The sequence below is a fragment of the Photobacterium gaetbulicola genome (genome assembly GCF_003025515.1).
Lineage (GTDB): Bacteria > Pseudomonadota > Gammaproteobacteria > Enterobacterales > Vibrionaceae > Photobacterium > Photobacterium gaetbulicola.
On record NZ_PYME01000013.1, the window covers coordinates 125,003 to 147,959 of the forward strand.

Annotated in this window: 17 protein-coding genes; 7 read left to right on the forward strand and 10 right to left on the reverse strand. The window is 49.7% G+C overall.

Translation table 11 applies throughout. The features are described from left to right. Window positions 1–97: 97 nt before the first annotated feature. From C9J03_RS13175 to C9J03_RS13185, 3 genes are all read right to left on the reverse strand, one after another. Window positions 98–667, reverse strand: coding sequence for a prepilin-type N-terminal cleavage/methylation domain-containing protein (locus C9J03_RS13175; RefSeq protein WP_044624430.1), 570 nt, complete (start codon window positions 665–667; stop codon window positions 98–100). A 141-nt stretch (window positions 668–808) separates the two neighbouring features. Then, window positions 809–1,030 carry a phosphate-starvation-inducible PsiE family protein gene (locus C9J03_RS13180; protein ID WP_107291718.1) on the reverse strand — a complete coding sequence of 74 codons (222 nt, stop codon included), beginning with the start codon at window positions 1,028–1,030 and terminating at the stop codon, window positions 809–811. A gap of 150 nt (window positions 1,031–1,180) precedes the next feature. Beyond that, a complete protein-coding gene (locus C9J03_RS13185; protein WP_044623034.1) occupies window positions 1,181–2,116 on the reverse strand; it encodes a universal stress protein in 936 nt (311 codons plus the stop codon). A gap of 119 nt (window positions 2,117–2,235) precedes the next feature. Here C9J03_RS13185 and C9J03_RS13190 point away from each other — a divergent pair, with 119 nt between their 5' ends. Both C9J03_RS13190 and C9J03_RS13195 read left to right on the forward strand, forming a co-directional pair. Beyond that, the gene (locus tag C9J03_RS13190; RefSeq protein WP_044624428.1) at window positions 2,236–3,168 is read left to right on the forward strand and encodes a LysR family transcriptional regulator; all 933 of its coding nucleotides are present in this window, start codon (window positions 2,236–2,238) and stop codon (window positions 3,166–3,168) included. 200 nt (window positions 3,169–3,368) lie between these two features. Beyond that, on the forward strand, window positions 3,369–5,744 hold the full coding sequence (locus C9J03_RS13195) for a YgiQ family radical SAM protein (RefSeq protein ID WP_044623033.1): 2,376 nt from the start codon (window positions 3,369–3,371) through the stop codon (window positions 5,742–5,744). 44 nt (window positions 5,745–5,788) lie between these two features. On the opposite strand, the gene C9J03_RS26725 is transcribed toward C9J03_RS13195, so the two are convergent. From C9J03_RS26725 to C9J03_RS13205, 3 genes are all read right to left on the reverse strand, one after another. Then, window positions 5,789–5,944: a hypothetical protein gene (locus tag C9J03_RS26725; RefSeq protein ID WP_044623032.1), complete on the reverse strand. Its 156-nt coding sequence runs from the start codon at window positions 5,942–5,944 to the stop codon at window positions 5,789–5,791. Between the two features lie 83 nt (window positions 5,945–6,027). Beyond that, complete coding sequence (locus C9J03_RS13200) at window positions 6,028–7,839, reverse strand: sensor domain-containing diguanylate cyclase (RefSeq protein ID WP_162845564.1); 1,812 nt, start codon at window positions 7,837–7,839, stop codon at window positions 6,028–6,030. Window positions 7,840–8,029: 190 nt separating this feature from the next. Next, a complete protein-coding gene (locus C9J03_RS13205; RefSeq protein WP_044624427.1) occupies window positions 8,030–8,773 on the reverse strand; it encodes a DUF2884 family protein in 744 nt (247 codons plus the stop codon). A 187-nt stretch (window positions 8,774–8,960) separates the two neighbouring features. On the opposite strand from C9J03_RS13205, the gene C9J03_RS13210 reads away from it, so the two are divergent. Beyond that, window positions 8,961–9,440, forward strand: a complete 480-nt coding sequence (locus C9J03_RS13210; RefSeq protein WP_039462663.1) for a LabA-like NYN domain-containing protein — start codon at window positions 8,961–8,963, stop codon at window positions 9,438–9,440. A 65-nt stretch (window positions 9,441–9,505) separates the two neighbouring features. On the opposite strand, the gene C9J03_RS13215 is transcribed toward C9J03_RS13210, so the two are convergent. Beyond that, a complete protein-coding gene (locus C9J03_RS13215; RefSeq protein WP_044623030.1) occupies window positions 9,506–10,180 on the reverse strand; it encodes a cation efflux transmembrane domain-containing protein in 675 nt (224 codons plus the stop codon). Window positions 10,181–10,369: 189 nt separating this feature from the next. On the opposite strand from C9J03_RS13215, the gene C9J03_RS13220 reads away from it, so the two are divergent. Together C9J03_RS13220 and aqpZ are read left to right on the forward strand one after the other, a co-directional pair. Next, window positions 10,370–11,254: a LysR family transcriptional regulator gene (locus tag C9J03_RS13220; protein WP_044623029.1), complete on the forward strand. Its 885-nt coding sequence runs from the start codon at window positions 10,370–10,372 to the stop codon at window positions 11,252–11,254. Between the two features lie 191 nt (window positions 11,255–11,445). After that, a complete protein-coding gene (gene aqpZ / locus C9J03_RS13225) occupies window positions 11,446–12,132 on the forward strand; it encodes an aquaporin Z (protein ID WP_338064700.1) in 687 nt (228 codons plus the stop codon). 69 nt (window positions 12,133–12,201) lie between these two features. Here aqpZ and ydiJ read toward each other — a convergent pair whose 3' ends face one another. Both ydiJ and C9J03_RS13235 read right to left on the reverse strand, forming a co-directional pair. After that, entirely contained in the window at window positions 12,202–15,267 is a 3,066-nt protein-coding gene (gene ydiJ / locus C9J03_RS13230) for a D-2-hydroxyglutarate dehydrogenase YdiJ (protein ID WP_044623027.1), read from the reverse strand. A 121-nt stretch (window positions 15,268–15,388) separates the two neighbouring features. Further along, window positions 15,389–16,888 carry a bifunctional NUDIX hydrolase/phosphatase PAP2 family protein gene (locus tag C9J03_RS13235; protein ID WP_162845565.1) on the reverse strand — a complete coding sequence of 500 codons (1,500 nt, stop codon included), beginning with the start codon at window positions 16,886–16,888 and terminating at the stop codon, window positions 15,389–15,391. A 35-nt stretch (window positions 16,889–16,923) separates the two neighbouring features. Here C9J03_RS13235 and C9J03_RS13240 point away from each other — a divergent pair, with 35 nt between their 5' ends. Both C9J03_RS13240 and C9J03_RS13245 read left to right on the forward strand, forming a co-directional pair. After that, complete coding sequence (locus C9J03_RS13240; RefSeq protein ID WP_052829736.1) at window positions 16,924–18,600, forward strand: VRR-NUC domain-containing protein; 1,677 nt, start codon at window positions 16,924–16,926, stop codon at window positions 18,598–18,600. 623 nt (window positions 18,601–19,223) lie between these two features. After that, the gene (locus tag C9J03_RS13245) at window positions 19,224–20,522 is read left to right on the forward strand and encodes an outer membrane protein transport protein (protein WP_044623026.1); all 1,299 of its coding nucleotides are present in this window, start codon (window positions 19,224–19,226) and stop codon (window positions 20,520–20,522) included. A gap of 85 nt (window positions 20,523–20,607) precedes the next feature. On the opposite strand, the gene C9J03_RS13250 is transcribed toward C9J03_RS13245, so the two are convergent. Then, window positions 20,608–22,662 (reverse strand): carboxylesterase family protein, encoded by a 2,055-nt coding sequence (locus C9J03_RS13250; RefSeq protein ID WP_044623025.1) that lies wholly within the window; start codon window positions 22,660–22,662, stop codon window positions 20,608–20,610. Window positions 22,663–22,957 lie beyond the last annotated feature (295 nt).

The window sequence follows — 22,957 nt, forward strand, 5'->3', positions numbered from 1 at the left end:
AGACAAAAGACGACAAAGGAGGCTCAGGCCTCCTAAGATCCGTTGAATAACCCAGCTAGGAACTGCCAGCTGTTTTATCCCAATAGCTAACCCGTTGCTATAGGCAAGCAATAAGCTCTAAATGATAGTTGTCGTCTTTGCTGCTTGGCGGGGTATATCGCAGATAGCAGTTATCATTCCTCAGCGCTGGCGCTTCATTAGCAATATTGCTGTAATCAAGATTCGCTGTATCGGTAATGATCATTTTACCGTCGATTCTCGTGATAGCCCAGTCCTTATCCTGCTGATAATGTTTGCTAATACCGTCAACCAACGTCGTAATGGTATAAAAGTCAGCTTCAGGGTAACCATATCTAAAAACACAACGCTGTGCTGTATTTAACTCACAGCCCGGAATAGGAATAGGCTCACCAATATACTTACCGGTATCCTTTTCGGAAGAGTCATTGTTTGTGATATGAGGCCGACTCTCTAGCCCCGCCATCACCATTTTGCCATAACCTATCCCCACCCCCGACTCAACCGCTCCCTTTAGCCCCGCCAACGCTGAATTGCGCGCATCGGTCTGCAGGTTCAAAAAACGAGGAGCAGCCGTGACAGCCAAGATGCCGAGAATTACGATCACCACCACCATTTCTATCAGTGTAAAGCCATTCTTTTTCATCATCCAACCCATCGAGTAATTACTCTAACCGGCGTCAATTTAATGGCGTTGATTAATTTAGTCAACATAACGGATGAATATAATATGGCTTGTCACTTAAAATACTAATTCCTATTACTGGCAACTTATTAATACAACCAAACCCTATACTGTATAAGGCGACTCTTCTAAGTGGCTTTTCCTTGGCAATTGATGAATCAGCCAATAGCCGACACTCATATTGAGAACAACTGCAGCAATTCCGTATAAATACGTCACCTCCATTTCTTCCACATCAATAATTATAACCTTCCGCACAATGGCCATTAATGCTGTTGCCATAACGATTTTTACATGGATGACTTTTTCGCGAAGATAGATCGTGATATTAGTTAATAACCACTTGGAGCCTTGCTAATAAGACATCATTACTATCAATTTTCATGCTTCGCCCATCCTTATGTCGTAAACAGTTACTATGGTGTAGCATTGCATCAACACCGAATATCCATGACGTAACAATAATTTCCCTCAATACTATTCCAATACCGGAGATTTAAAATTATCGGGCTTAAGGGTAATAACAGAGCTGCTAATGTCATTAAGCAAAAACTCAGCCGTATTACCCATTAGGAAACCTGCAATTCCCGTGCGTGATAGTGAGCCTAATATCACCAAGTCCGCCCCTTGATCATTGACGTAGTTAGGCAGTATTTGCCGGGTTTCGCCCTCCAGCACTTTGATTGAAATATCTATTGGCGTGTTTTCATACGGCATCAGCAGTGATTTCAACCTTCCGAACCTTTCTTCACGCATTTTTTTCGACAGTAGAGCGATCTCTAAATCATTGTAACCACTCCACTTTCGCAAGAAGCCTTCTGAATCGAGCCGCCAAGCATGACAAACCGTCAAACGCGCCCCGGTTATCGAGCAAAACTCAACGGCTAGCGCAAGGATCTGCTCATTGAATTCACGGTAGTCCTGGTTTGAAATATCCACAGCGGCCACGACCTCTGTTAACGGTTTAGGGGCCGTGCTTATCGACCAGATAGGCACCTGAGACTTACGCATGATATGCAGTGTCGTACTGCCGCGCTGACAGGCTTGTTCCTTTGCCTCTCTGTGCGTATCGAGGATCACCATGGTGGCATGACTGTCATGAGCCTCCTTGATGATCTCGATAAACGGGATCCCGATGCGTATCTTGGTCCGAAACTTTATATTGCTATATTCCTGTTTGAGCGATTGTACCCACTCTTTGAGAATGCCGTGATAAATCTTTGTTGATTTATCAAGCAGATCAAGTGTTGTACATGAAAAGCGAGAGATTTCCTTAAGCTCAGCCAAGTCCTCTATAACCGTCAACAGCGTAACCTGTGCCGACATTTGATTAGCAAGCTTGAAAGCTTGATGAAAGCAATCATCAAGTGGCTGTTCGGGCGCAATGGGAACAAGAAGTTGATTGAAACTCATACTGCCTCCTCGGGTGCTGAGCACCGTCATGGGTACCTTGCTCAAGGACAAATATGCAGGAGTTAATAACCAAAGTATAATTAATATTAAACATGACATTCATAGGTATTTATCTATACATGTCTCAGCACTTAAGAAACCGGCTCGGCAGTATCAGGCAGTTACGGGTCTTCCTAAGCGTTTATGAACTGGGATCCGTTACCTTGGCATCCCAAGTACTAAACCTGACCCAGCCAACAGTCTCGATTCAATTACGTCAACTTACCGAATTAATCGGTATGCCGTTGTACCATGTTGTCGGCAAGAAGCTTATATTTACTCAAGCTGCAGATACCTTGGCCAAATATGCCAATGAGCTCCTTGATACCATCGATAGACTCGAGATTGAACTCGCCGATCTCAACGAGATAAAAGCCGGCACATTGAAAGTGGCTGTCGTCACTTCTGCCAAATACTTTATTCCCCACCTACTGGGCAGCTTTTGCCGCACCTACCCTCAAGTTGATATCCTTTTAAAGGTAGACAACCGAGGAAACATCCTTGCCCGCTACCACCAAGGCCTGGATGACATCTACCTGTTCAGTCACTTAGAACCACAAATGGAGCCGTATTCAATCCAATTTCTGCCCAACCGACTTTATCCCGTCGCCCCCAAGGATCATCCGCTTGCCCATCAATCCCACATAGAGCCAGAAGATTTATTGAAGTACCCTTGGCTATCTCGAGAGCCGGGCTCAGGCACACGCCACGCCATCGATGCTCATTTTAAAAAACTCAACCTCCAGTTCAAACCGAACCTGGTTATTGAAAGCAACGAGGCCATTAAACACTGCGTGATTGCCGGTATGGGGCTTACCATACTGTCAGAATATGCGCTTGAGGATCAGCCTGGTGGTGACCTGGTTAAGTTATCTATCGCTGGCTTCCCTATACTGAGCAGTTGGCATATCGTTCAAGCCCCTTTAAAACATCAAACCCCGCTGGGGGAAGCCTTTATTCAACATGCGACAGAAGGTACGGCGCTTGGCAGCATTATTCCCACTCCCAACTAGCCAGAGGTAAAAAAGGTGTAATGCGCAGCAAACGTGGTAAACTGCTCCCCTTTTTACGCCCTATACTATTTCCTAGTGCTGATACAGACCTCAGCGCTGCTATTTATCATTGGTATAGGTAAAAATACACAAGTGATCAAAAAGGCAGGACATTCAATTGTCCGGCATATGCCCCATTTTGAGAAGTAAACTGTAAGCAAATGATTTCAGACAAAATTAACGAATATCCAAAGTACTGGGCGGAATGCTACGGTACTGCACCTTTCCTGCCTACCAGCCGTGCCGAAATGGACGCGCTGGGCTGGGATAGCTGTGACATTATTATCGTTACCGGTGATGCCTACGTCGACCACCCAAGCTTTGGTATGGCGGTCATCGGACGTTTGCTTGAGGCGCAGGGTTTTCGTGTCGGTATCATCGCGCAACCTGAATGGGGCAACAAAGATGCCTTCATGGCACTGGGGCAGCCGAACCTATTTTTCGGCATCACCGCCGGCAACATGGATTCGATGATCAACCGCTATACAGCCGACCGTAAGCTGCGCCACGATGATGCCTATACGCCAAACAACGAAGGGGGCAAACGCCCTGACCGTGCGGTTCTGGTATACTCCCAGCGCTGCCGTGAGGCGTACAAAGACACCCCAATCGTACTGGGCGGTATTGAGGCTAGCCTTCGTCGCCTTGCCCACTATGATTACTGGTCTGATAAAGTTCGCCGCTCAGTATTGCTTGATGCCAAAGGCGATATTCTGCTATTTGGTAACGCCGAACGTGCTCTGGTTGAAGTTGCCCACCGTCTTGCCGATGGCGAAAACATTGCCGAGCTGACCAATATTGCAGGTACTGCCGTTATCCTGCGTGAGTGCCCTGAGCACTATAAGGAAATTGACTCTAGCCGGATTGAAAAACCGGGCAGAGCCATGCCGATGCCTAACCCGTATGCGACAGAAGAAACCTGTGCAACCAACAAAAGTGAAAAAGCACAAGAATCGGAAGCCAAGCCGGTTCAAATCCAGCCTTCGCGCCATGATGCCGAGACCACGGTGGTTCGTTTGCCTTCTTTCGAGAAGCTGCGCAACGACCGTATTTTGTATGCCCATGCGAGCCGCGTCATGCACCTGGAGACCAATCCGTATTCGGCAAGAGCCTTGATCCAGAAGCATGGTGATCGTGAACTGTGGATCAACCGTCCACCGATCCCTCTGACAACAGAAGAGATGGATTTTGTGTTTGGCCTGCCTTACGCGCGCGTCCCACACCCGGCCTATGGCAAAGCCAAAATTCCGGCTTATGACATGATTAAGACCAGTGTCAATATCATGCGTGGCTGCTTCGGCGGTTGTTCTTTCTGCTCGATCACCGAGCACGAAGGACGAATTATCCAAAACCGCTCGCATGAGTCGATCCTCAACGAGCTGGAAGAAATCCGAGACAAGGTCCCGGGGTTCACCGGCACGATTTCTGACTTGGGCGGTCCGACAGCCAACATGTACCGCTTGGGCTGTTCTGATCCTCGCGCCGAGAAAAACTGTCGCCGTCCATCGTGTATCTTCCCAGAGATCTGTAAGAAGCTGGATACTGACCACAAACACACCATTGATCTATACCGCAAAGCGCGAAATGTCGATGGTATCAAGAAGATCATGATCGCCTCGGGTGTTCGTTACGACCTCGCGGTTGAATCTCCGGAATACGTCAAAGAGCTGGTCACTCACCACGTCGGTGGCTACTTGAAGATCGCCCCTGAGCATACCGAAAAAGGCACCCTGGATCTGATGATGAAGCCTGGTATGGGCACCTATGACCGCTTCAAGGAGATGTTCGAGAAATTCAGCAAAGAAGCGGGTAAAAAGCAGTACCTGATCCCGTACTTCATCTCTGCCCACCCGGGCTCTACCGATGAGGACATGCTGAATTTGGCCTTGTGGCTGAAGAAAAACGATTTCCAGTGTGATCAGGTACAGAACTTCTACCCATCGCCGATGTGTAATGCAACGGCCATGTACCACTCGGAGACCAACCCGCTCAAACGTGTGAAGTACAAGAAGCGTGAAGATCTGTTTGTTGCCAAAGGTGAACGACAGCGCCGGTTGCACAAGGCCTTCCTGCGCTATCATGACCCGCTGAACTGGCCATTGATCCGTGAAGCGCTGATCAGCATGGGCAAGAAACACTTGATCGGCGACCGAGCAAACTGTTTGGTGCCAGAAGAAGGCAGCGAAGCCGAGATGACCCCAGCGCAGCGTCGTGGGTCTGGCCGCCATGGTTCAAAACGCTTTGCAACCAAGCACCCTAACCAGCCGGATATCCGTAAGGACGGCAAGCGCGGCGGCCCGCGCAAGAATGGTAGCCAAGCTGGTAGCAACCATGCAGGCAAACCTGGCAATAAGCCACATGGTAACCGCAATGGTTCATCATCGAACTCGCGAAATGGCCAAAACGCCAAAGGCCCGACTAACGGTTCGAAGCCGCAATCAAGACAAGGTGGCAACGGTAAACCTAACAGCTCGCGTAATGGCAAACCAAGCCAGTCACGCTCCGGCGGAAACCCTAACCGCTCTCGCGCACGATAAACAACAAAGCCCGCATTAGCGGGCTTTCTTTTTCGATATCCTGCCTATCGCATCAGCTCTGATGCCATCAGCCCAACCACGGCCAGTGCCACCAGCACACCGAAACCAATCAATATTTTCTGTTGCGATTTTTCATCAAGATACTTGGTCAATAACGCTCCCAGCAACAAGAGTATGATGATTACAGCAAGCTTCAGCATCTCAACACCACAATAAATATTGGTTCATAAATAAACCATAACAGACCCATAGTGCATGATCTGTCTAACCAATCATGTTTTTGCTATTCGGCGCCGATTGTTTGTAACATACTGTTTAAACAGTAAATGACGACCTGATTCTTGCCGTTGGCCTTCGCCTGGTAGAGCGCCTGATCCGCTCTGGCAATCGACTTCTCCATATTTCCGCTGATCGCCGCAACACCAATACTGACATGAACCCGGCAAGACTTGGTACCGCTCTTGATCACCGTGGAGGAAACGCTGGCTCGGATCGCCTCCAGTATCTCCTTGGCCGCCATTAGTCCCTTGGCTGGCAGCAAAATAGCAAACTCTTCACCACCGTAACGCGCCACAATGGCATGGCGATCACTTTCCTGTCGAAGGCAATTGGCCACGGAAATGATAACTTTGTCCCCGAACAAATGGCCATAGGTGTCATTAATTCCCTTGAAGTCATCAACATCAATCATGGCCAGATAATATTTGCCGTTCGCTTTAATTTGCTTCTCTATTTCGGCCTGCAGGAAGTTCTTATTCATCAGGCCCGTCATTGCATCTGTTTGCTGGATTCTCTGCGCTAGCATGACTTGCCCCAAAGCACTTTGGGCATAGGTCCTTAGCATATTGATAAATAGCGTTAGATCCAAACGTGGGGAAATAATGTACAGCAGGCCGATCAGTTGCTTTTTCTTCGTTAGCGGAACACGAATGCAGGTTTTGCCCGGCGCGATAAATGCCGACAGGATATCCGGTTGATTCTCGGGCAGTCTGGCCAACCGGCCAAGCCTTTCCGCAGGATCATCTCGGAGCCCTTTCTCAGAAATATGGTGCTTGCACTGCGCCGATTCAAAATCGCCAGAATACACGTTGCGCATGTAAAGGTGGATAGATTGGCAGCCAATCACCCCTTCCACCATCTGCTGTAAGGCAATTTTCAGCTCGGCGATGCTTTCTACTTCACTAAGCTGCCGGCCATAATTATGGACGTGGTAAACAATATAAAATAACAAGCCAATAATAAGGATTAACACCAGCAGGGATAAGGTCACGGCACTGATACTCAGTGTGTGCATGATTATTTCTGACTTCTCTGCCCCCGATAGCACGACCCAGCCGAGCAGCGGATTCGCTTCATAGACACTGAACTTCTCCTTGTTCTTGTATTCATACGACGGAATGATCCCTGCCTGCTCTCCCGCCTGGATCCGCGCGAGAATATCGCTAGTCACACTGACCGACGGTGTACCCACTCGACTGTCATCGGGATGTATCACTATCTTGCCTGTCGCGCTTTCAATGGCATAGACATATCCATTCTCTAGCGTTCTCAGCAGGGAAACATTCTCATACAGCCTGTTGACATCAATCTCGAGTACGATGCGCACTTCCTGCTGCGCGACTGGGTCGAGTACAGCGACAAACGCCACCGTCCATTTCCCGGTGCTGCCGCTTAGATAGATAGGTGTGATATAGCTCTCGCCGATAGCTGCTTGTTTGTACCATGGCCGCTCGGCGATCAAAGAGGCAATACCTTCTTTGTAAAAACCATTGGTACCGTAGTAGTTGCCATAAGCCAGCAAACCAACTTCCAAATAGCGGCTTTTCGCACTCACTATGGTCTGAGCCGCTTTCATCACCCCAGCAATACTGTTCTTTTCTTCCCACAGCTGTTCAAGAAGGTAGAGTTGGCTTTGTGCCGAAAGGAAATGATGGTCCAAATACTCTCGCGCAATACGGACATTGGAGGTTGCCTGATTTATCGCAGCATTCTGGTTGTCTTTATATTCATTGAAGCCGACATAGACCAATAAACTCAGTACGAGCATCAGCAGCGGGAATATAAAAGAGATCAATAATCTGGGCTGTACTTTCATGTACTTCAATAACCTTTGAAGTTTGTTTTTGTCACCCAAGTCAATTTTTTGACTTGGGTTCTGCTGCCACATTATCCATATGTAGAAAAAAAGCGCCTTTAGTTATCAGGTTCTAAGCGCTATTTAGTGACACGCTGCACAAAAAACAATACACAAATGACACCAAAAACAGACTTCGCGTAACCGCTCTTTAAATTTCAAACAGTTGATAGTCTTTCAGTTCAGGAATGACTTGCTGTAGCTGCTGCTCTTCTTCCGCCAGCCCTTCAATAGACTCACAGAGTTCGCCTGCCTGTACGGCCATTTCCCCGGAACGTTGACGAACCTTGTCTTGGAGGCTTTGCTTCAATGCCATTAGCTGGGTTTGGAATTGGGAAAAACTCAGCTCACCCGCTTTCATCTCCTCAGACAAAGACGCAATCATTCCAGACACTGACTCCACACTAATATGCTTCAAGGCCTCCTCAAGCTCCTGCTTCCAACCTGAATCCATCGAACGGAAAACATCAGCAGGCATAACAAACTCACCATCAGGATAGAATTTCTGCTTGGCCTTCGCGCTGTATTCATCCACCAATTGCTCTGCACCAACAAAGGCATCACTGTTGCCAAAGTGCGCGGAGAGATCATCAATAACCTCTTGGGCAATACTGGCCCCGCTATCGGCTAGCTCTGCCATTTGCGGCAGGTAAGACTTCACATGCTCACTGTATGCTTGCAAGGCTTGCATCTGCGAGTCAGACAGCGCAACTTGCCTGCCCTCGATAAACAGCTGGTTATCCTGGTTAATCAACAGCCTCGGCTTGCCACCTTGATACACCGCCACCTGATCACCGGCAATATGGATATCATTTGGCACCTCAACCGGGCAACTTTGAGCAAAACTGCCTGCCGAGCAAGCAGCTAGAGACAGCGCAATCACTGATTTTTTCATGGTCCACTTCATCGTTATCTGTTTCACGCCGTACTTTATACCCAATTAATGTCAAATAGCCAGGGTACCAATGCACGACACCCACCTTCAATATATTGATGACTAAGCAATTAAACCCGCGTCAGGCATGCATATTACAGCCGCTTAGGTATATACTACCCTTTGGCCCAACCAATAAAGAGTAAACGTGGAAAAAGTCGCTATTTTTGTCGATGTGCAAAACATCTACTACACCGTCAAAGACACCTATGGTTGTAACTTTGATTACAATGCCTTTTGGGCCGAAGCCACCCAAGGCAGAGAGGTTGTCGCGGCTTATGCCTATGCCATTCATCGTGGTGACGAAAAACAACGCCAGTTCCAGAATATCCTTCGAGGTATCGGCTTTGACGTCAAACTCAAACCCTTTATCCAGCGCAGTGATGGCTCCGCGAAGGGTGATTGGGATGTCGGGATCACCCTGGACGTTATGGAGCATGCACCGGATGTCGACCGGATCATTCTGCTGTCGGGTGATGGAGACTTTGACCTCTTGGTTGATAAGGTCCAGAGCAAATATGGCATTGACGTTGAGATCTACGGTGTCCCTGGCCTGACGGCAGCCTCGCTGATAAACACGGCACACTTTTTCCGTGAAATTGAAGACACGCTGCTGCTCAAGCGGTAGAGATAAAAAAGGTAGGAGCCTAGCTCCTACCTAATATTGACGTCCTACATTTCGTCACGGTGAATTTAGCGAAGCTCCGTCACGGCATTGTAATCATCTGTCGCACGCAACTCCTTTAGCGCGCCGAGCATCATCTTCAGCGGCACTATCACAAAGTACACCGACGCTACGATTACCATAACAGGATCAGTGTATACCGAATATGCTGCCAAGCCGATATGCTGCATCAAGGTTGCCACAATAAAACCTACCATCACCGCGCCGCTGATCACCGTATCCATCATCCACTGCTTGGATTCGGCCACCACCAGATTTGAACCCGAACACTGGCCATACTTCCTCATGACCAGATAGGTTGCCAAACAGCCCACCACGTTTATAACCCCAAAAAGCAGTGCCAAACCGGTATCGACATCACGCCCGCCATTCAGTATGGCCATAATCGCTGAGCTGAACGAAATACAGCACATCAAGGTGATCACCAATCCCTTAAAGGCAATGACCATTGGCTCGACCTTCTGGCAGCTCTCGTTGCCTTTTCGTGCTGGCGACCGGATATACGCTGCCGCCACCAGGGATAACACGGTCAATGCCAAGCTCACCAATGAATAAGCGCCGTCGAAAATAATGACGAGTGAACCCATCCACAGACCGAAGCCAATCCCTAACAGGGCAAACAACAGCGCAGAAAATGTCGAAAATTGTAAAAGCTTGCGCTCCAGTGCCACATTACATTGCATAACTACCTCAGTGCAGGGCTTTCTTGCCTGCTTGTCTTTCTGATTTATTCTCAGTCACGATCATACCGAGGTAACAAAAAAGGCGATAATCACTGAGCGCCAATTTTTTTGGCGCTATCACTGACTTTCCATTCAGGATAGAGCATAATTCAAACATCACCCCAAACCCTCTCAGGACACAGGATTATTATGAAACTCAGTCAATTAGCTCTGTTCCTTGACACCTGCGACACCGGCTCGATCACCGAAGCGGCCAAACGGTGCGGGAAAAACCGCACGACGGTCAGTTCGGCGCTTAGCGCGTTGGAAGATGAACTTGGCGTCTCTCTGCTGCAACGTACTGGCAACCAGGTCCAATTGACCGAAATTGGTGATGCGATCAGAAACGATGCCGAGCGGATACTCATGATAGCCAATGACATCCACGCCAAGTGCCAGCAGCATCTCGAAGGGGTTGAGTCCGCACTGCGGATTGCCAGGGACGATGCCCTGCCTGAAGCATTCTGGCGCCAGCTGGTCCATGATCTGAGTATCAAATTCCCCAACAGCAGCCTCTCTATCTATGTCGCGCCGCCGCCCGAGCTAGATGAAATGGTCGAACAAAACATGGTGGATATGGCCTTCTGCCTGCTGCCGACCGACGATAACCTGCCCAACAACCAATATACCCAACTCGGCCAGATACGGATGATGTCAGTGGCACGTGCCGACCACCCGCTCAACCAGCTCAGCGAAGTACTCAGCGACGACTTGGCCCATGCCACCGAATTTGTGCTGGCCGCGATCAAAGATCAGAGCCTGACGGCCGTATCGCCGACCTCAAGCAACTATATTGCCCTGACCTTTTACGAACACCTGCGCAATGCCGTTCTTGACGGCAATGGCTGGTCAACCGTTCCCTCGGTGCTGATCAATAGCTATTTGCGGGACGGTACCCTCAAAGTACTCAACCATTACCAGTCAATGCGCTGGCAACCCTACGGAGTGATCTACGGCAAGCACATTCAGCTAGGCTCGGTATCGAGATGGCTGTCATCGCAACTGGAGGCCTACCTTGACAAGGAGTCCAACTGACTCGCAGTTGACATTAAGGATGTCACGATAGCTCAGACACAAGATGCTGCTAGAGCAAACCAGCGGATTCGAATAGCCAACTCTTTGGCGGTTTGCCTCTGCCGCCTTCAGTTTCACTGATGAGCCATTGTCTTAATGTGAAATTCCTATACTCAGTGGAGTTTCTGGCGCATTAGGAGTAGGCCTCAATGATAAAAAAACTCGTGGCCGAGTTCATCGGTACATTCTGGTTGGTCCTAGGTGGCTGTGGTAGTGCCGTCTTGGCAGCCGCTTTTCCAGAAGTTGGCATTGGTTTGCTCGGCGTTTCGCTGGCATTCGGTCTTACCGTGGTCACAATGGCCTATGCTATTGGCCATATCTCTGGCTGTCACCTCAATCCGGCCGTCACCGTGGGGCTATGGTCCGGCGGGCGCTTTCCTGCCACTGAGGTGATCCCGTATATCGTCTTCCAGGTGCTGGGGGCCGTTGCTGGCGCCTTTGTGCTCTATTTGATTGCCAGCGGGCAGGCCGGGTTCAGCCTGGCGGGAGGATTGGCCTCCAACGGGTATGGCGATCATTCCCCCGGCAGCTACACCATGATGTCAGGGTTCATTACCGAGTTTGTCATGACCTTCATGTTCCTGATCGTCATCCTTGGTGCAACCCACAAACTTGCCTCCCCGGCCATGGCTGGGTTGGCAATCGGGCTGGCACTGACCCTGATCCACCTGATCAGTATTCCGGTCACCAATACTTCGGTGAATCCGGCTCGCAGCACTGGCCCTGCCATCATGGTGGGTGATTGGGCAATGGCTCAGCTTTGGCTGTTCTGGCTGGCACCGCTGCTCGGGGCATTGCTAGCCGGGCTGGTCTACCGTTGGCTCTCCCCTGACGAGTAAACCATCGGAAACAAAAAATGCGGCGTAGCGCCGCATTTTGTTTCTCTCGCAGAAACCCAGACACGGGCCTCAGCGGCTAGTCAAAATCCGCAACAGAACCTGCACCGGATGCTTCATTTTTATATGCTCCAACCGTTTGGCTTGGCTGCGGCAGGAATAGCCGGTTGCCAGGCAGCGATCGGGATCCAGCTGGGCAATATTCGGCTGCCAGCTCAGTGCATAAACCGCCTTCGAGGTCTCGAGCTTATCCTTCTCGTGGCCGTATGTCCCTGCCATCCCGCAACAGCCGACAGAAATCGGCATCAGGTTGGCACCAAAGTGGCGGAAGATAGTCCCCCACTCTTTTTCTGCATTCGGTAGCTTGGTCTTCTCGGTACAGTGGGCAAACAGATACCAGTCATCACCTGCGACTTGTGGTGCAGCCGGCTTCTCCTCCAGCAAAGGAAGGAGCCATTCATGTGCTGTCAGCACTTCGAACCCGCCCCGCTGGCCGGCCAAGATTTCGGTGTATTCATCCCGGTAGCAAAGCACCAGCGCCGGATCCACCCCCACCATGGGAATCCCCAATTCGGCAAGCTGGTTAAGAAAATCGGCGGTACTTTTAGCTGTTTTGGCAAACTGTCGCAAAAAGCCCTTCACATGCTGGGCCTTTCCGTTCGGCTTGAACGGCACCAGCATCGGCTTTTTACCCAGCCTCTCGGCGAGGAAGACCAAATCACGAACCACTTCGGCGTCGTAATAGCTGGTGAATGGGTCCTGGACAATAAGGACGTAATTCTGACGCTCGCGCGCCGACAGCGCCTGCAGCCACTGTAGGTCAAAGCGCGTCGCGTGGTGACCATCCAGGCTTTCAAACAAGGTAGGGACAGACAGGGCAGGCATATCCACATAGCCTATCGTCTTGGCGGTCAGGCTCTTCGACCACTTAGGGCGCATAATCGCATTGAAGGTCGCCGGCGCCTTGGCCATTAGCGGTAAGTAGCTCTCGACGTAAGCAACCAGGTAGTCTTTGGCCGGGCGCTGATAACGGCTGTAGTAGATGTTCATGAAGCGTGAGCGGAAGCTTGGAACATCGACTTTGATCGGGCACTGGCTGGCACACGCCTTACATGCCAAGCAGCCATTCATGGCCTCCATGACCTCATGGGAAAAATCATAGTCGTTACGCTTACCACCAAAGGTGTTCTTGAACCGGTCGATAATTTGCTTCACCGACGGGGAGCTATCCATCAGGCTTCTCTCTAGCTCTAGGGGATCAATCCCCTGCTCGGAAAGCTGGCGCAGCCACTCTCTGACCAGCCCGGCCCGCCCCTTGGGTGAATGACGGCGATCTGCCGTAATTTTCATCGACGGGCACATCGGCGAGCTGGTGTCGTAGTTGAAGCACAGGCCGTTACCGTTGCACTCCATCGCCTGTTTGAAACTATCGCGTACCTTAACCGGGATCTGACGGTCAAAGTAACCGCGCTTCACCCCATCGACTTTCACCAGCTCATCGTTACTGTCGAGCGGCGTACATATCTTGCCGGGGTTCATCCGGTTATCGGGATCAAACGCGGCTTTGATCCGCCGCAGCTCGGTGAAGAGCTCGTCGCCAAAGAAGGCAGGGCCGTACTCAGAGCGGTAACCTTTACCGTGCTCGCCCCACATCAAGCCGCCATATTTCGCAACCAGTTCCACCACCTGATCGGAAATCTGCTTCATCAGCCTCTCCTGCTGAGGGTCGCACATGTCTAGCGCCGGACGGACGTGCAATACCCCCGCATCGACATGCCCAAACATGCCGTAATCCAACTGGTGTTCATCCAGCAGCAGGCGGAACTCGGCAATGAAATCAGCCAAATTCTCCGGCGGAACACAGGTATCCTCGGCGAAAGGCACCGGCTTCTTGCTGCCTTTTGCCGCCCCTAGCAGCCCCACCGCTTTCTTGCGCATGTTGTAGATTTTGTTGATATCAGCAAGTTCATTGCACACCTGATAACCAATGATCCCATGCTGTTTCTTTGCGAGCATCTCGTCCAAACGCTGGCACAATGCGGTCACTTGTTGCTGGTTTTCCTCAGCATCGTTACTGGCATACTCGACAATGTTGATCCCCTGCATGTCATGATTAGGCACATCGGTGATCAACTCACTCACCGTATGCCAGATGATGTCCTGCTTGGCCAGATTAAGCACCCGGGAGTCCACCGTCTCCACCGACAGTGCCTTGGCTTCGACCATCATTGGGGCATTGCGCAGCGCGGAGTCGAAGCTGTCGTATTTGATATTGACCAGAGTACGGGATTTGGGAAGGGGAGTAAGGTTGAGCCTGGCCTCGGTGATAAAGGCCAGCGAGCCTTCCGAGCCGCACAGCAAACGAGCAATATCGAACTGGCCGAGCGCTTCATCAAACACGTTCTTGAGATCATAGCCCGTGAGGAAACGGTTAAGCGGAGGAAACTTGTCGACGATTTGCTCGCGTTTTTCACGGCACACCTGCTCGGAGACTTTCAGGGCCTGATTGGCCAGCACCTCTGTTGCAGACAACTCTTGAATGACATCACTAGGCAAAGGCTCGGTGTCCAATACTGAACCATCAACCAGAACCGCCTTAAGTCCCAGCACATGATCTGACGTCTTGCCGTACTTCAACGACCCCTGGCCTGAAGCATCGGTATTGATCATGCCCCCAATGGTTGCCCGGTTGCTGGTCGAGAGATCGGGCGAGAAAAAGAAACCATGTGGACGCAGGGCATCATTGAGCTGATCTTTCACCAAGCCGGTCTGGACCCTTGCCCAGCCTTCCTCAACGTTAATTTCCAGCACTTGATTCATATGCCGCGACAAATCGACCACGATGCCGGGTGTCAGCGACTGGCCATTGGTGCCTGTACCGCCCCCTCGAGCCGAAAACGTAATAGACCTAAATGGCTGGGTTTGCGCCAACTGACCAAGAACAACCAAGTCTTGGTTTTGCGCCGGGAAGATAACAGCCTGCGGCAGTTGCTGGTAAACGCTATTATCCGTCGCCACCGCAAGTCGGCTGGCATACGAACCTTCGATATCACCACAAAATCCCGATTTCTCGAGTTCTTGCAGGAACGACAGTACTACTTCGTCAGTACCGTTTTGATGTGTCAGTGCAGGTAACATTGCTCTCCTTGTCCAGTGTTACGCCGTATCCTACGGCGACTGGCCTCTCTGGCTTTATAATTGGGTCATCATCACACTTTACCCTACCGCGATCGGGAAAAAAAGTATCTGCTTCAATCCGCTAAAACCGAACCCTTAAACGGCTGAGCAGCCCCCTCACCCATGCGGAGCCATACACCAGCCAGGCACCCAGCATTAGGTAGCCCATCGCTTTTATCGCCAGCACCACCAGGCTTCCCGTTTGCATTGTCGCCAGCATGCTGGCCGTGCTGTAAAGAATTGACGCTCCCAGCAATACCATAACGCTCGCCACGACTTTGCGGCATCGCGACAACGCCGGGGTAAGCTGACTAACCTGCAGCGCAGGGGCAACCGCCAGCGAGCATCCCAATACAAATGCAAAGAGATAAGCTTGCTGCGGCACCAGTGAAAGACTGGCAACCATACCGATCAATACACTAGATCCAAGCCAAAACCAGTGGTTCGTCAATTGCAGCTGGAAATAAGGAAAGCCCCCAGTACGCCAAACGATGAACATGGCCACAAGGGCAAAACTGAGCATCAGGCTAAGGATCACGTCACTGATAAACTGGACGCCAAACCAAACCCTGGCAATACCCTGAGTCAAAACCAGGAGCATAATCACTGTGGCAAGCCCGGCCTTTTGCCAAGCAAGAGGAAGCTTGCCCTGCCACAGGAAGCCCCATACGCCCAGCAGCAGTGTCGACATCAAAATATGAACACTCGGAAAACCAAAACCGTAAGCATTCACCTGCTGCAACTCGGGAACAATAAAATATGGCCGTGGCATCATCAGTCCATGCTTGAACAAAGACGCACCAAACAAGGCGGCCACGAATAAAAAGACAACTTCAAGCAGAAGTGGCGTTCTCAGATACCCCGCCACAATAACCACCATAATGAAGGCAAAACATGGCTCACCCACCACACTGACGCCATGCATCATCCCCTCAAACAGCCACTGCAAAGAGGCTGGCCAGGTAGAGACATGGTGCTGGAACTGCTCAATCCAGCCGAGCTGAACTTTAAGCAAGGTACTGCCGGGGTAAGCAAAGCGCTCATAGATATTGATCTCACTTTCAGGCGTTTGAGCCAACCACAGGGGTAACAAGGCAGCATCTTCAACGTACCGATAGTCGCCAGCCTCAATCGCAGACGGGTCAATCAGGTATACACGCTCAACTTCCGTGGCATAGTGCTTGGCAAACCACGAGGCCACAATGGGATAGCCTCGGTGATCCTTGAACGAGGAAACCAAGATGGGAGATGTCGCTTTACAGGCAAAAATGGCAGCCCGCCCCCGGTACTGGATCAGATGTTCCACACCGACCTCGATACCAGTTTCTTCTAGTGCTTCCCTCGCCGCTGCTTGCTCGGGAGTATCCCCCTTATCGATATATCCGCCCGGCAGGGACAACTTGTTGGTGATCACTTCCGATAACAGGATCAAATTATCGCCATTGCGGATCACACAGACAGCACCGACAATGCCATCAGGCTGTCGGCTGACAAATGTTGAACTTTGGTCTGCAACAGTGCTAAAACTCAAGACAGACAGCAAAACAAGCGCAAAATACTGGATAATAAGATTTGATTTCACCGGTTGAGCCAATCGTTTCATTGTGAGGCAATGATTTGAATTCTAACAACAAGGCAATTACTAAGCCATTGAAGTTAAGTAATGATGCGCCCGAACTACCCGCTACCTATTACCGTGACAATTTCCACTGCCTGGTCAACACCGTGGTGGAGCAGTATGCTGACTTGCTCACTCCCCAAGAGCACCTCTGGTACCGCACCTATATTGCACTGAGTAAACCGGCGCAGTGTCTCTATATCAGGCTGCTAAGCCGCAAAGGACCATATTTCCGCAGTGACAAACTCCAATACCCAGAGATAGCGCCGCTGCCTGATGCTTTGGCCGAGCTCAACAGCACCGGGATGGCCACCTTGCAGCCAGACACTATTCCATATCGCGAGTTTTGCGCCCTGTATACCAAACCAGAGCTCATCAGCCGCTTTGATTTTCTCTCGAGTAACAAACAAGCCAAAAAACCCGATCTCGTCGAGCAGGTAATCAACCACCAGCCAGATCTCAGCCAACATAGCCGGCAGATACTGGAAGTACACCATACCCAGCACCTGGAGGTGTTTTTCTTACTGTTTTTTGGCAATACCCACCAGGATCTCAGCCAGTTCGTGTTGGCCGACATCGGTATTCAGCGGTTTGAAAACTACCCTATTGATTCCGCCTATCGCCTGTTCAACCGCCGCCAGGAAATTGAAGACTGGCTAATGCTGTCGGCAATGACTGAGCAATATTGGCAGCATAAGGAATCCAAGGAACTCAAGGCCATCGCTGATCTGCAATACGCTTTGCCCGACACTTATTCGTGGCCACCGATCGAAAAGAAAAGGCAACGGCTTATTAATCATATTGCCCGAGACATCGAAAGATTGGGCAACCACGCCCCCGAGCGCCTTGAACAAGCCCGGGTGCTATACCAGCAAAGTGAGCGCGCGCCATCGCGTGAGCGGCAGGTCAGAATCCTCGATAAGCAAGGCGATATGGCACAGGCATTGGCTATCGCCAAACAGATGCTGCATTCGCCCTTCAGTGAGGAAGAAGCCGATGTGGCCGAGGTATTAACCCATCGCTTGCTCAACAAGATCGGAGACAAACAACCACCGAGAAAGAAACCAAACTTTGACAACGAGCAACTGCAGCTAAACCAGCAGCAAAGCTGTGTTGAACTCGATGTCGCCGCCTACTACCAGCAACAAGGCTGGCAGCCTTATTACCTTGAAAACACCTTGCTCTGTGGCTTGTTCGGTTTAGCCATGTGGGACATTATCTTTTCCGCAGAGCACGGGGCCTTTCTCAACCCGTTTCAACGTTCGCCAAAAGATATGTTTACCCGCGACTTCTATCTCAGCCGCCAACAGAAAATCGATCGACGCTTGGCAGAACTGAATGCAAAACAATGGAATGACTGGCTAGAGGTATTTCGTGCCAAACAAGGGATCAGTAACGATTGGGTCCATTGGGGTGTCCTCACCGAGGAGATCATCACCCAGGCCGTCTCGGCCATCCCGCCAAAGGCTCTGACCGCCATTTTCAGACGGATTTTGTTCGATCCAAGAAACAACCGCAGCGGATTTCCCGATTTAATCTTGTTCAAACCGGGACGATATTGCTTTGCCGAAGTGAAAGGCCCTGGTGATACGCTGCAAAGTAACCAAATCCGCTGGCTTAAGATGTTCCAGCAACAGCAGATTACTGCCAAAGTCGTTTATGTACAGTGGATATAATGAGTCTGAATGTATCAGGTTGATAATGAGGGCCACATAACATATGTCATGGAGCGGCAACGAAATAATAATGGATAGCCGACCATTAATATGTAAGGAAGTATTAATCGACCACCCTTTGCACTGTCTTTATTTTAATCGAAGCAAAGCACTAAACCGCCTTAATATAACAATAAAAAAACAATCACAACAGGTAAGTCAAGACAAGTTTCAAGGAGTTACAGACGGATAAGTACCACCATTATTCATGGATAAAGAACAATGAACCACATACAATAAAAATAGCACACATAATAGCACAACGCTGCTAGTGGCGTTCACTTGCACCAACATAAAACCTTAAAAAACAAGTTCGTAAAAACAATAAGTCGTAAATAATTTTTAAGTAACAATAATTATAGAGTATTTACTTTATTTTAAATCACTGGTTCTAGGAATTAAATAACTGTACACACTTAACGTAAACGCCCTACTCGGGCATATTAAAAAAACCAACAATATTCAAACAAAATACAATTAACTGGTCTGATTTGCTGTATTTATCCTCCCTCCTAGAATCCCCCTCGATTTAATGCGTATGCATTGATCACTATAAATTACATAAATACAAAAGAATTCTCTATATGTTCAAGAAGCGTTTGTTATCCTGTGCTGTATTAACGGCACTCTCTGTTGCGTCTGCACAAAGTATGGCAGCAGGTTTCCAGCTCAATAGCCAATCTGCAACCGGCCTTGGCCGCGCCTTTGCTGGTGATGCTGTTATTGCAGATAATGCCTCGGCCATGGCCCGCAACCCGGCCACTATGGCGATGTTCAAAGAAACCAGTATGTCACTGGGTTTCACCGTCATCGACACTGATGTGCGTATTAAAGACGGTACTTATAATCAGTTTAGGTCTCAAGGTATACATACGGGACAGAATGAAATTGATATTTCCGGTACCGACGGCATCGGCAGCACCGCGGTGGTGCCTAACTTCTATTTGGTGGTACCGGTCAATGACCAGTGGGCCTGGGGTATCTCGGCCTATTCCAACTTCGGCACCGGCACCGAGTTCAAAGATGACTTTGCCGCTTCCGTATTCGGCGGTACCACCGAGATCAAAAGCATGAATTTCGGTGCCAGCGTTTCCTACCGCCTCAACGAGCAGTGGAGCTTCGGTGCCGGTCTGGATCTTATCTACGGCATCGGCAAGCTGAAACGCGATATAGACTTTGAAAATTGCATCAATGAAGGCAATATTTTGAAGCCTGACTGGCAATGCAGCACAAACAAATTCAATGCCCTCGATGTCGATGCCTCCGGCTTTGCCGTCGGTGGTAATGTTGGTGTGGTTTACGAAGTTAACGACAACCACCGTTTTGGTCTTTCCTACCGCTACAGCCCGACTGTCACCGCCAAGGGTGATGTCAATACGGTGGCTGGCAACGCCGATAAAATGGACATGCCACTGCCGGACATGGCAGAGTTCTCGGGTTACCACCGTCTGCACGACAAGTTTGCCGCTCACTACAGTGTGCAGTGGGTGCAATGGAGCGCCTTTGACACCCTTTACATGGGCGGCATTGAAAAAGAGTACGCCTGGAAAGATGCTGGCCACATTTCCGTCGGTGGTACCTATTACCTGAACAACGACTGGACCCTGCGCGCCGGCTACATGTACGACGTCGCGGCGACGGATGACATCAAGTCAATTTCTATTCCGGATTCGGATCGCCAGTGGCTGTCAGCCGGTTTCACCTACCACATTGACACTCGTTCGAATGTCGATTTCGGCGCCACCTACCTGATCGGCAAGGACACCCAGGTTGATGAGTTCATGGGTATCGAAGTTGGAGATAGGCCAATTGGCACCAGCGTTTCAGCCACCACCCGCGCCGATGCGATTCTGGTCGGACTGCAATACAGCCGCACCTTCTGATAACAAAATTAGAAAACCGATACATAAAAAGCGGAAACCCATAGGGTTTCCGCTTTTTCCTTTTTATTACCAGGCTATCCGGTTGTTATTTTGGCATGTAGTCAAACAGAATACCTTGCTCTGAAATACCCTCACAGATACTGCTCCCCAGCCGCGCATCCTGTGGTGCATTCAAAGTGTTGCCCCAATCTAATTGCTCGACAAACTGACCGTCGGCATTAATCATCAGTACATTGTCCGTACTGTTACGCGGATAGCCCTCAAACAACTTATCCGTAAACCAAATGCGGGACATGGTGCTCATCAGTTGGCGATCTTGCTGGTTCGGGTAGATCGTCTCGCCGGCAATATTCACCGCCTTGTTAAAGACAAACGGCAACTCCGAGGCATGGCAGGCCTTGCCGGTACCGTTGCTATTGCTGCAACTCAATGCGGCCAAATTCCCCATCATGCCATGACCAAATGGCCAGATATTGATACTGGAGGTATAGTCGTAATGGTACAAGGTCGTTGCATGGTTCGTTGATTGCCTGTTGACCACCTCGCGGGCAGCACAGGTAAACAACAGATCATTGGCCAGTTTACGGATCTGGCCAATATTACCCAGTGCACCTTTCTCGCCTTCCTCACCCTTGCCCGCTAACGTCTTGTCATCAAACGCGGCATAGTCACTGAACTCAAGTGCTTTATTGGCTGTTTGGTTTTGCAGCCCAAGGAACAGGCGGGTAATGATCGGATACAGGTTTTGGCGTGTGACTACCTCATCCGGCATAGCCTCCAGCTCTTGTTGAATGGCCTTCATCTGCGCAGCTAACTCTTTATCTATTGCCCAGACTGCCCAATAGTACTTTTTGATTAGCGAAATCACCGCTTCTTTGGGTGCACTAATGTTTGTGGTGTCAGTCTGCGAGACACCTGGCATCACAACCGGTACTTGTTCACCGGTCTCTGGATCCTCTGTGGTGATGTTATACAAGAACATCCAATCAAGCATTGCGGTAAAGATATTGGCTTCGTCGCTGTTAAAGCCAACCACGGTAGGAACGTGAAATTCAGTATGGATTGGCTGACCGACAATGTGATAGCCGTCGATCTTACCACCACCGATAAGGCTCTTCTCCCTGCTTTCGATGTATGGCGCAAATGGCAAGAAGCCCGATGTCGCCGGGAAAGATGTCACAAGGCCGGTCACCAACTGCGTCGGCTGCTTGGCATAGGCTTGAACCTCCTTCAGTTCATCCAAGCTCAGTTCGGCCAACGATTGGCCAAATTGCTCCTGTGCTTGTTGTTCCAGTTGACTTTGCAGGCGCTGTGCCGAACCATAATCTTTATAGGCAATACCGTACGGGTTGCTTTGCATAATGGCGCGCTGGTAATACGGACCGGCAACATCCTGGTCCTGCTGCAAAATACCAATCGACATTGCACCGGCACTCTCGCCAAACACCGTGACATTGCTGTTGTCGCCACCAAAATGAGCGATATATTTATTGACCCACTCGAGTGCCCGCTTCTGATCACCGATACCATAGTTACCGCCGTGAGGATTCACCTCTGCGTCAACCCACTTGCTGCCTAGCAAGCCAACACGGTAGTTCAAGGACACCGCAATGAATGGCGCTTCACGCTCACCCAAGGCGGTATCTGAAATGCTTTGGGCTACAATGGTATCCGCCTGGTTCAATGCCGACGACCCGGCGCCACTTTCAAATGAGCCACCATGGATGAAGACATAGACTGGAAGCTCTTTTCCGGCCGGGATCCCAGCCGGACGCCAGATGTTCAAACTTAAACAATCTTCCGACTGGGCAATCGCTTCATTGCCCAACTGAGGACAGATATCGCCAAACGCTGTAGCATCTACCTGCTCTGTAGGCTCAACCAAATGACTGTGTTGGAATCGATTTGCTATTGCATAGCGAATGCCTTTATACGCCTCAACATCAACCGTTTCGGCTTGGTTATCAAGATTCGTAATCTTTATTTTTTCCAGTAAACCTTTTACCTGTGCATCCCCGACCTTGACGGTCACATTAGATGGCGCAAGATTATCTTTACCAGATGTTGATGAATCATTATTACAAGCAACCAAGGCCAACGCGATGCCTGTTGCAATTATTGAGCGGGAATAATTTTTCATAATTATAGTCTTTATATGCTTCTTGTTTTTTAATTAAAAGCCATAACCGTGCCAAAAGAAAATATCTTAAAGCACATAAATATGGCGTTTGCGGATGTTCATTATATTCGATAACCAATTAAATAGAATCTCAACCCTTACTGGTCTGACGTTTTAAAACGGGGATAAGAATGATAAAAAACAGTTAGATACAAAGACTAAGTAAATATATGGCCCAGCACTATTGGTGAGAAAAATATCACTTTTCAACTCTTGCACCCAATATAGACACATTACCATCAAACCCGTCAAATAA

Excerpts from the sequence above, each read along its gene's own strand:
- C9J03_RS13245 (WP_044623026.1), top strand. The coding sequence starts at position 19,224 with ATGTTCAAGAAGCGTTTGTTATCCTGTGCTGTATTAACGGCACTCTCT.
- C9J03_RS13175 (WP_044624430.1), bottom strand. The coding sequence starts at position 667 with ATGATGAAAAAGAATGGCTTTACACTGATAGAAATGGTGGTGGTGATC.
- C9J03_RS13215 (WP_044623030.1), bottom strand. The coding sequence starts at position 10,180 with ATGCAATGTAATGTGGCACTGGAGCGCAAGCTTTTACAATTTTCGACA.
- C9J03_RS13250 (WP_044623025.1), bottom strand. The coding sequence starts at position 22,662 with ATGAAAAATTATTCCCGCTCAATAATTGCAACAGGCATCGCGTTGGCC.
- ydiJ (WP_044623027.1), bottom strand. The coding sequence starts at position 15,267 with ATGTTACCTGCACTGACACATCAAAACGGTACTGACGAAGTAGTACTG.
- C9J03_RS26725 (WP_044623032.1), bottom strand. The coding sequence starts at position 5,944 with ATGCTGAAGCTTGCTGTAATCATCATACTCTTGTTGCTGGGAGCGTTA.
- C9J03_RS13200 (WP_162845564.1), bottom strand. The coding sequence starts at position 7,839 with ATGAAAGTACAGCCCAGATTATTGATCTCTTTTATATTCCCGCTGCTG.
- C9J03_RS13220 (WP_044623029.1), top strand. The coding sequence starts at position 10,370 with ATGAAACTCAGTCAATTAGCTCTGTTCCTTGACACCTGCGACACCGGC.
- C9J03_RS13190 (WP_044624428.1), top strand. The coding sequence starts at position 2,236 with ATGTCTCAGCACTTAAGAAACCGGCTCGGCAGTATCAGGCAGTTACGG.
- C9J03_RS13195 (WP_044623033.1), top strand. The coding sequence starts at position 3,369 with ATGATTTCAGACAAAATTAACGAATATCCAAAGTACTGGGCGGAATGC.
- C9J03_RS13205 (WP_044624427.1), bottom strand. The coding sequence starts at position 8,773 with ATGAAAAAATCAGTGATTGCGCTGTCTCTAGCTGCTTGCTCGGCAGGC.
- C9J03_RS13185 (WP_044623034.1), bottom strand. The coding sequence starts at position 2,116 with ATGAGTTTCAATCAACTTCTTGTTCCCATTGCGCCCGAACAGCCACTT.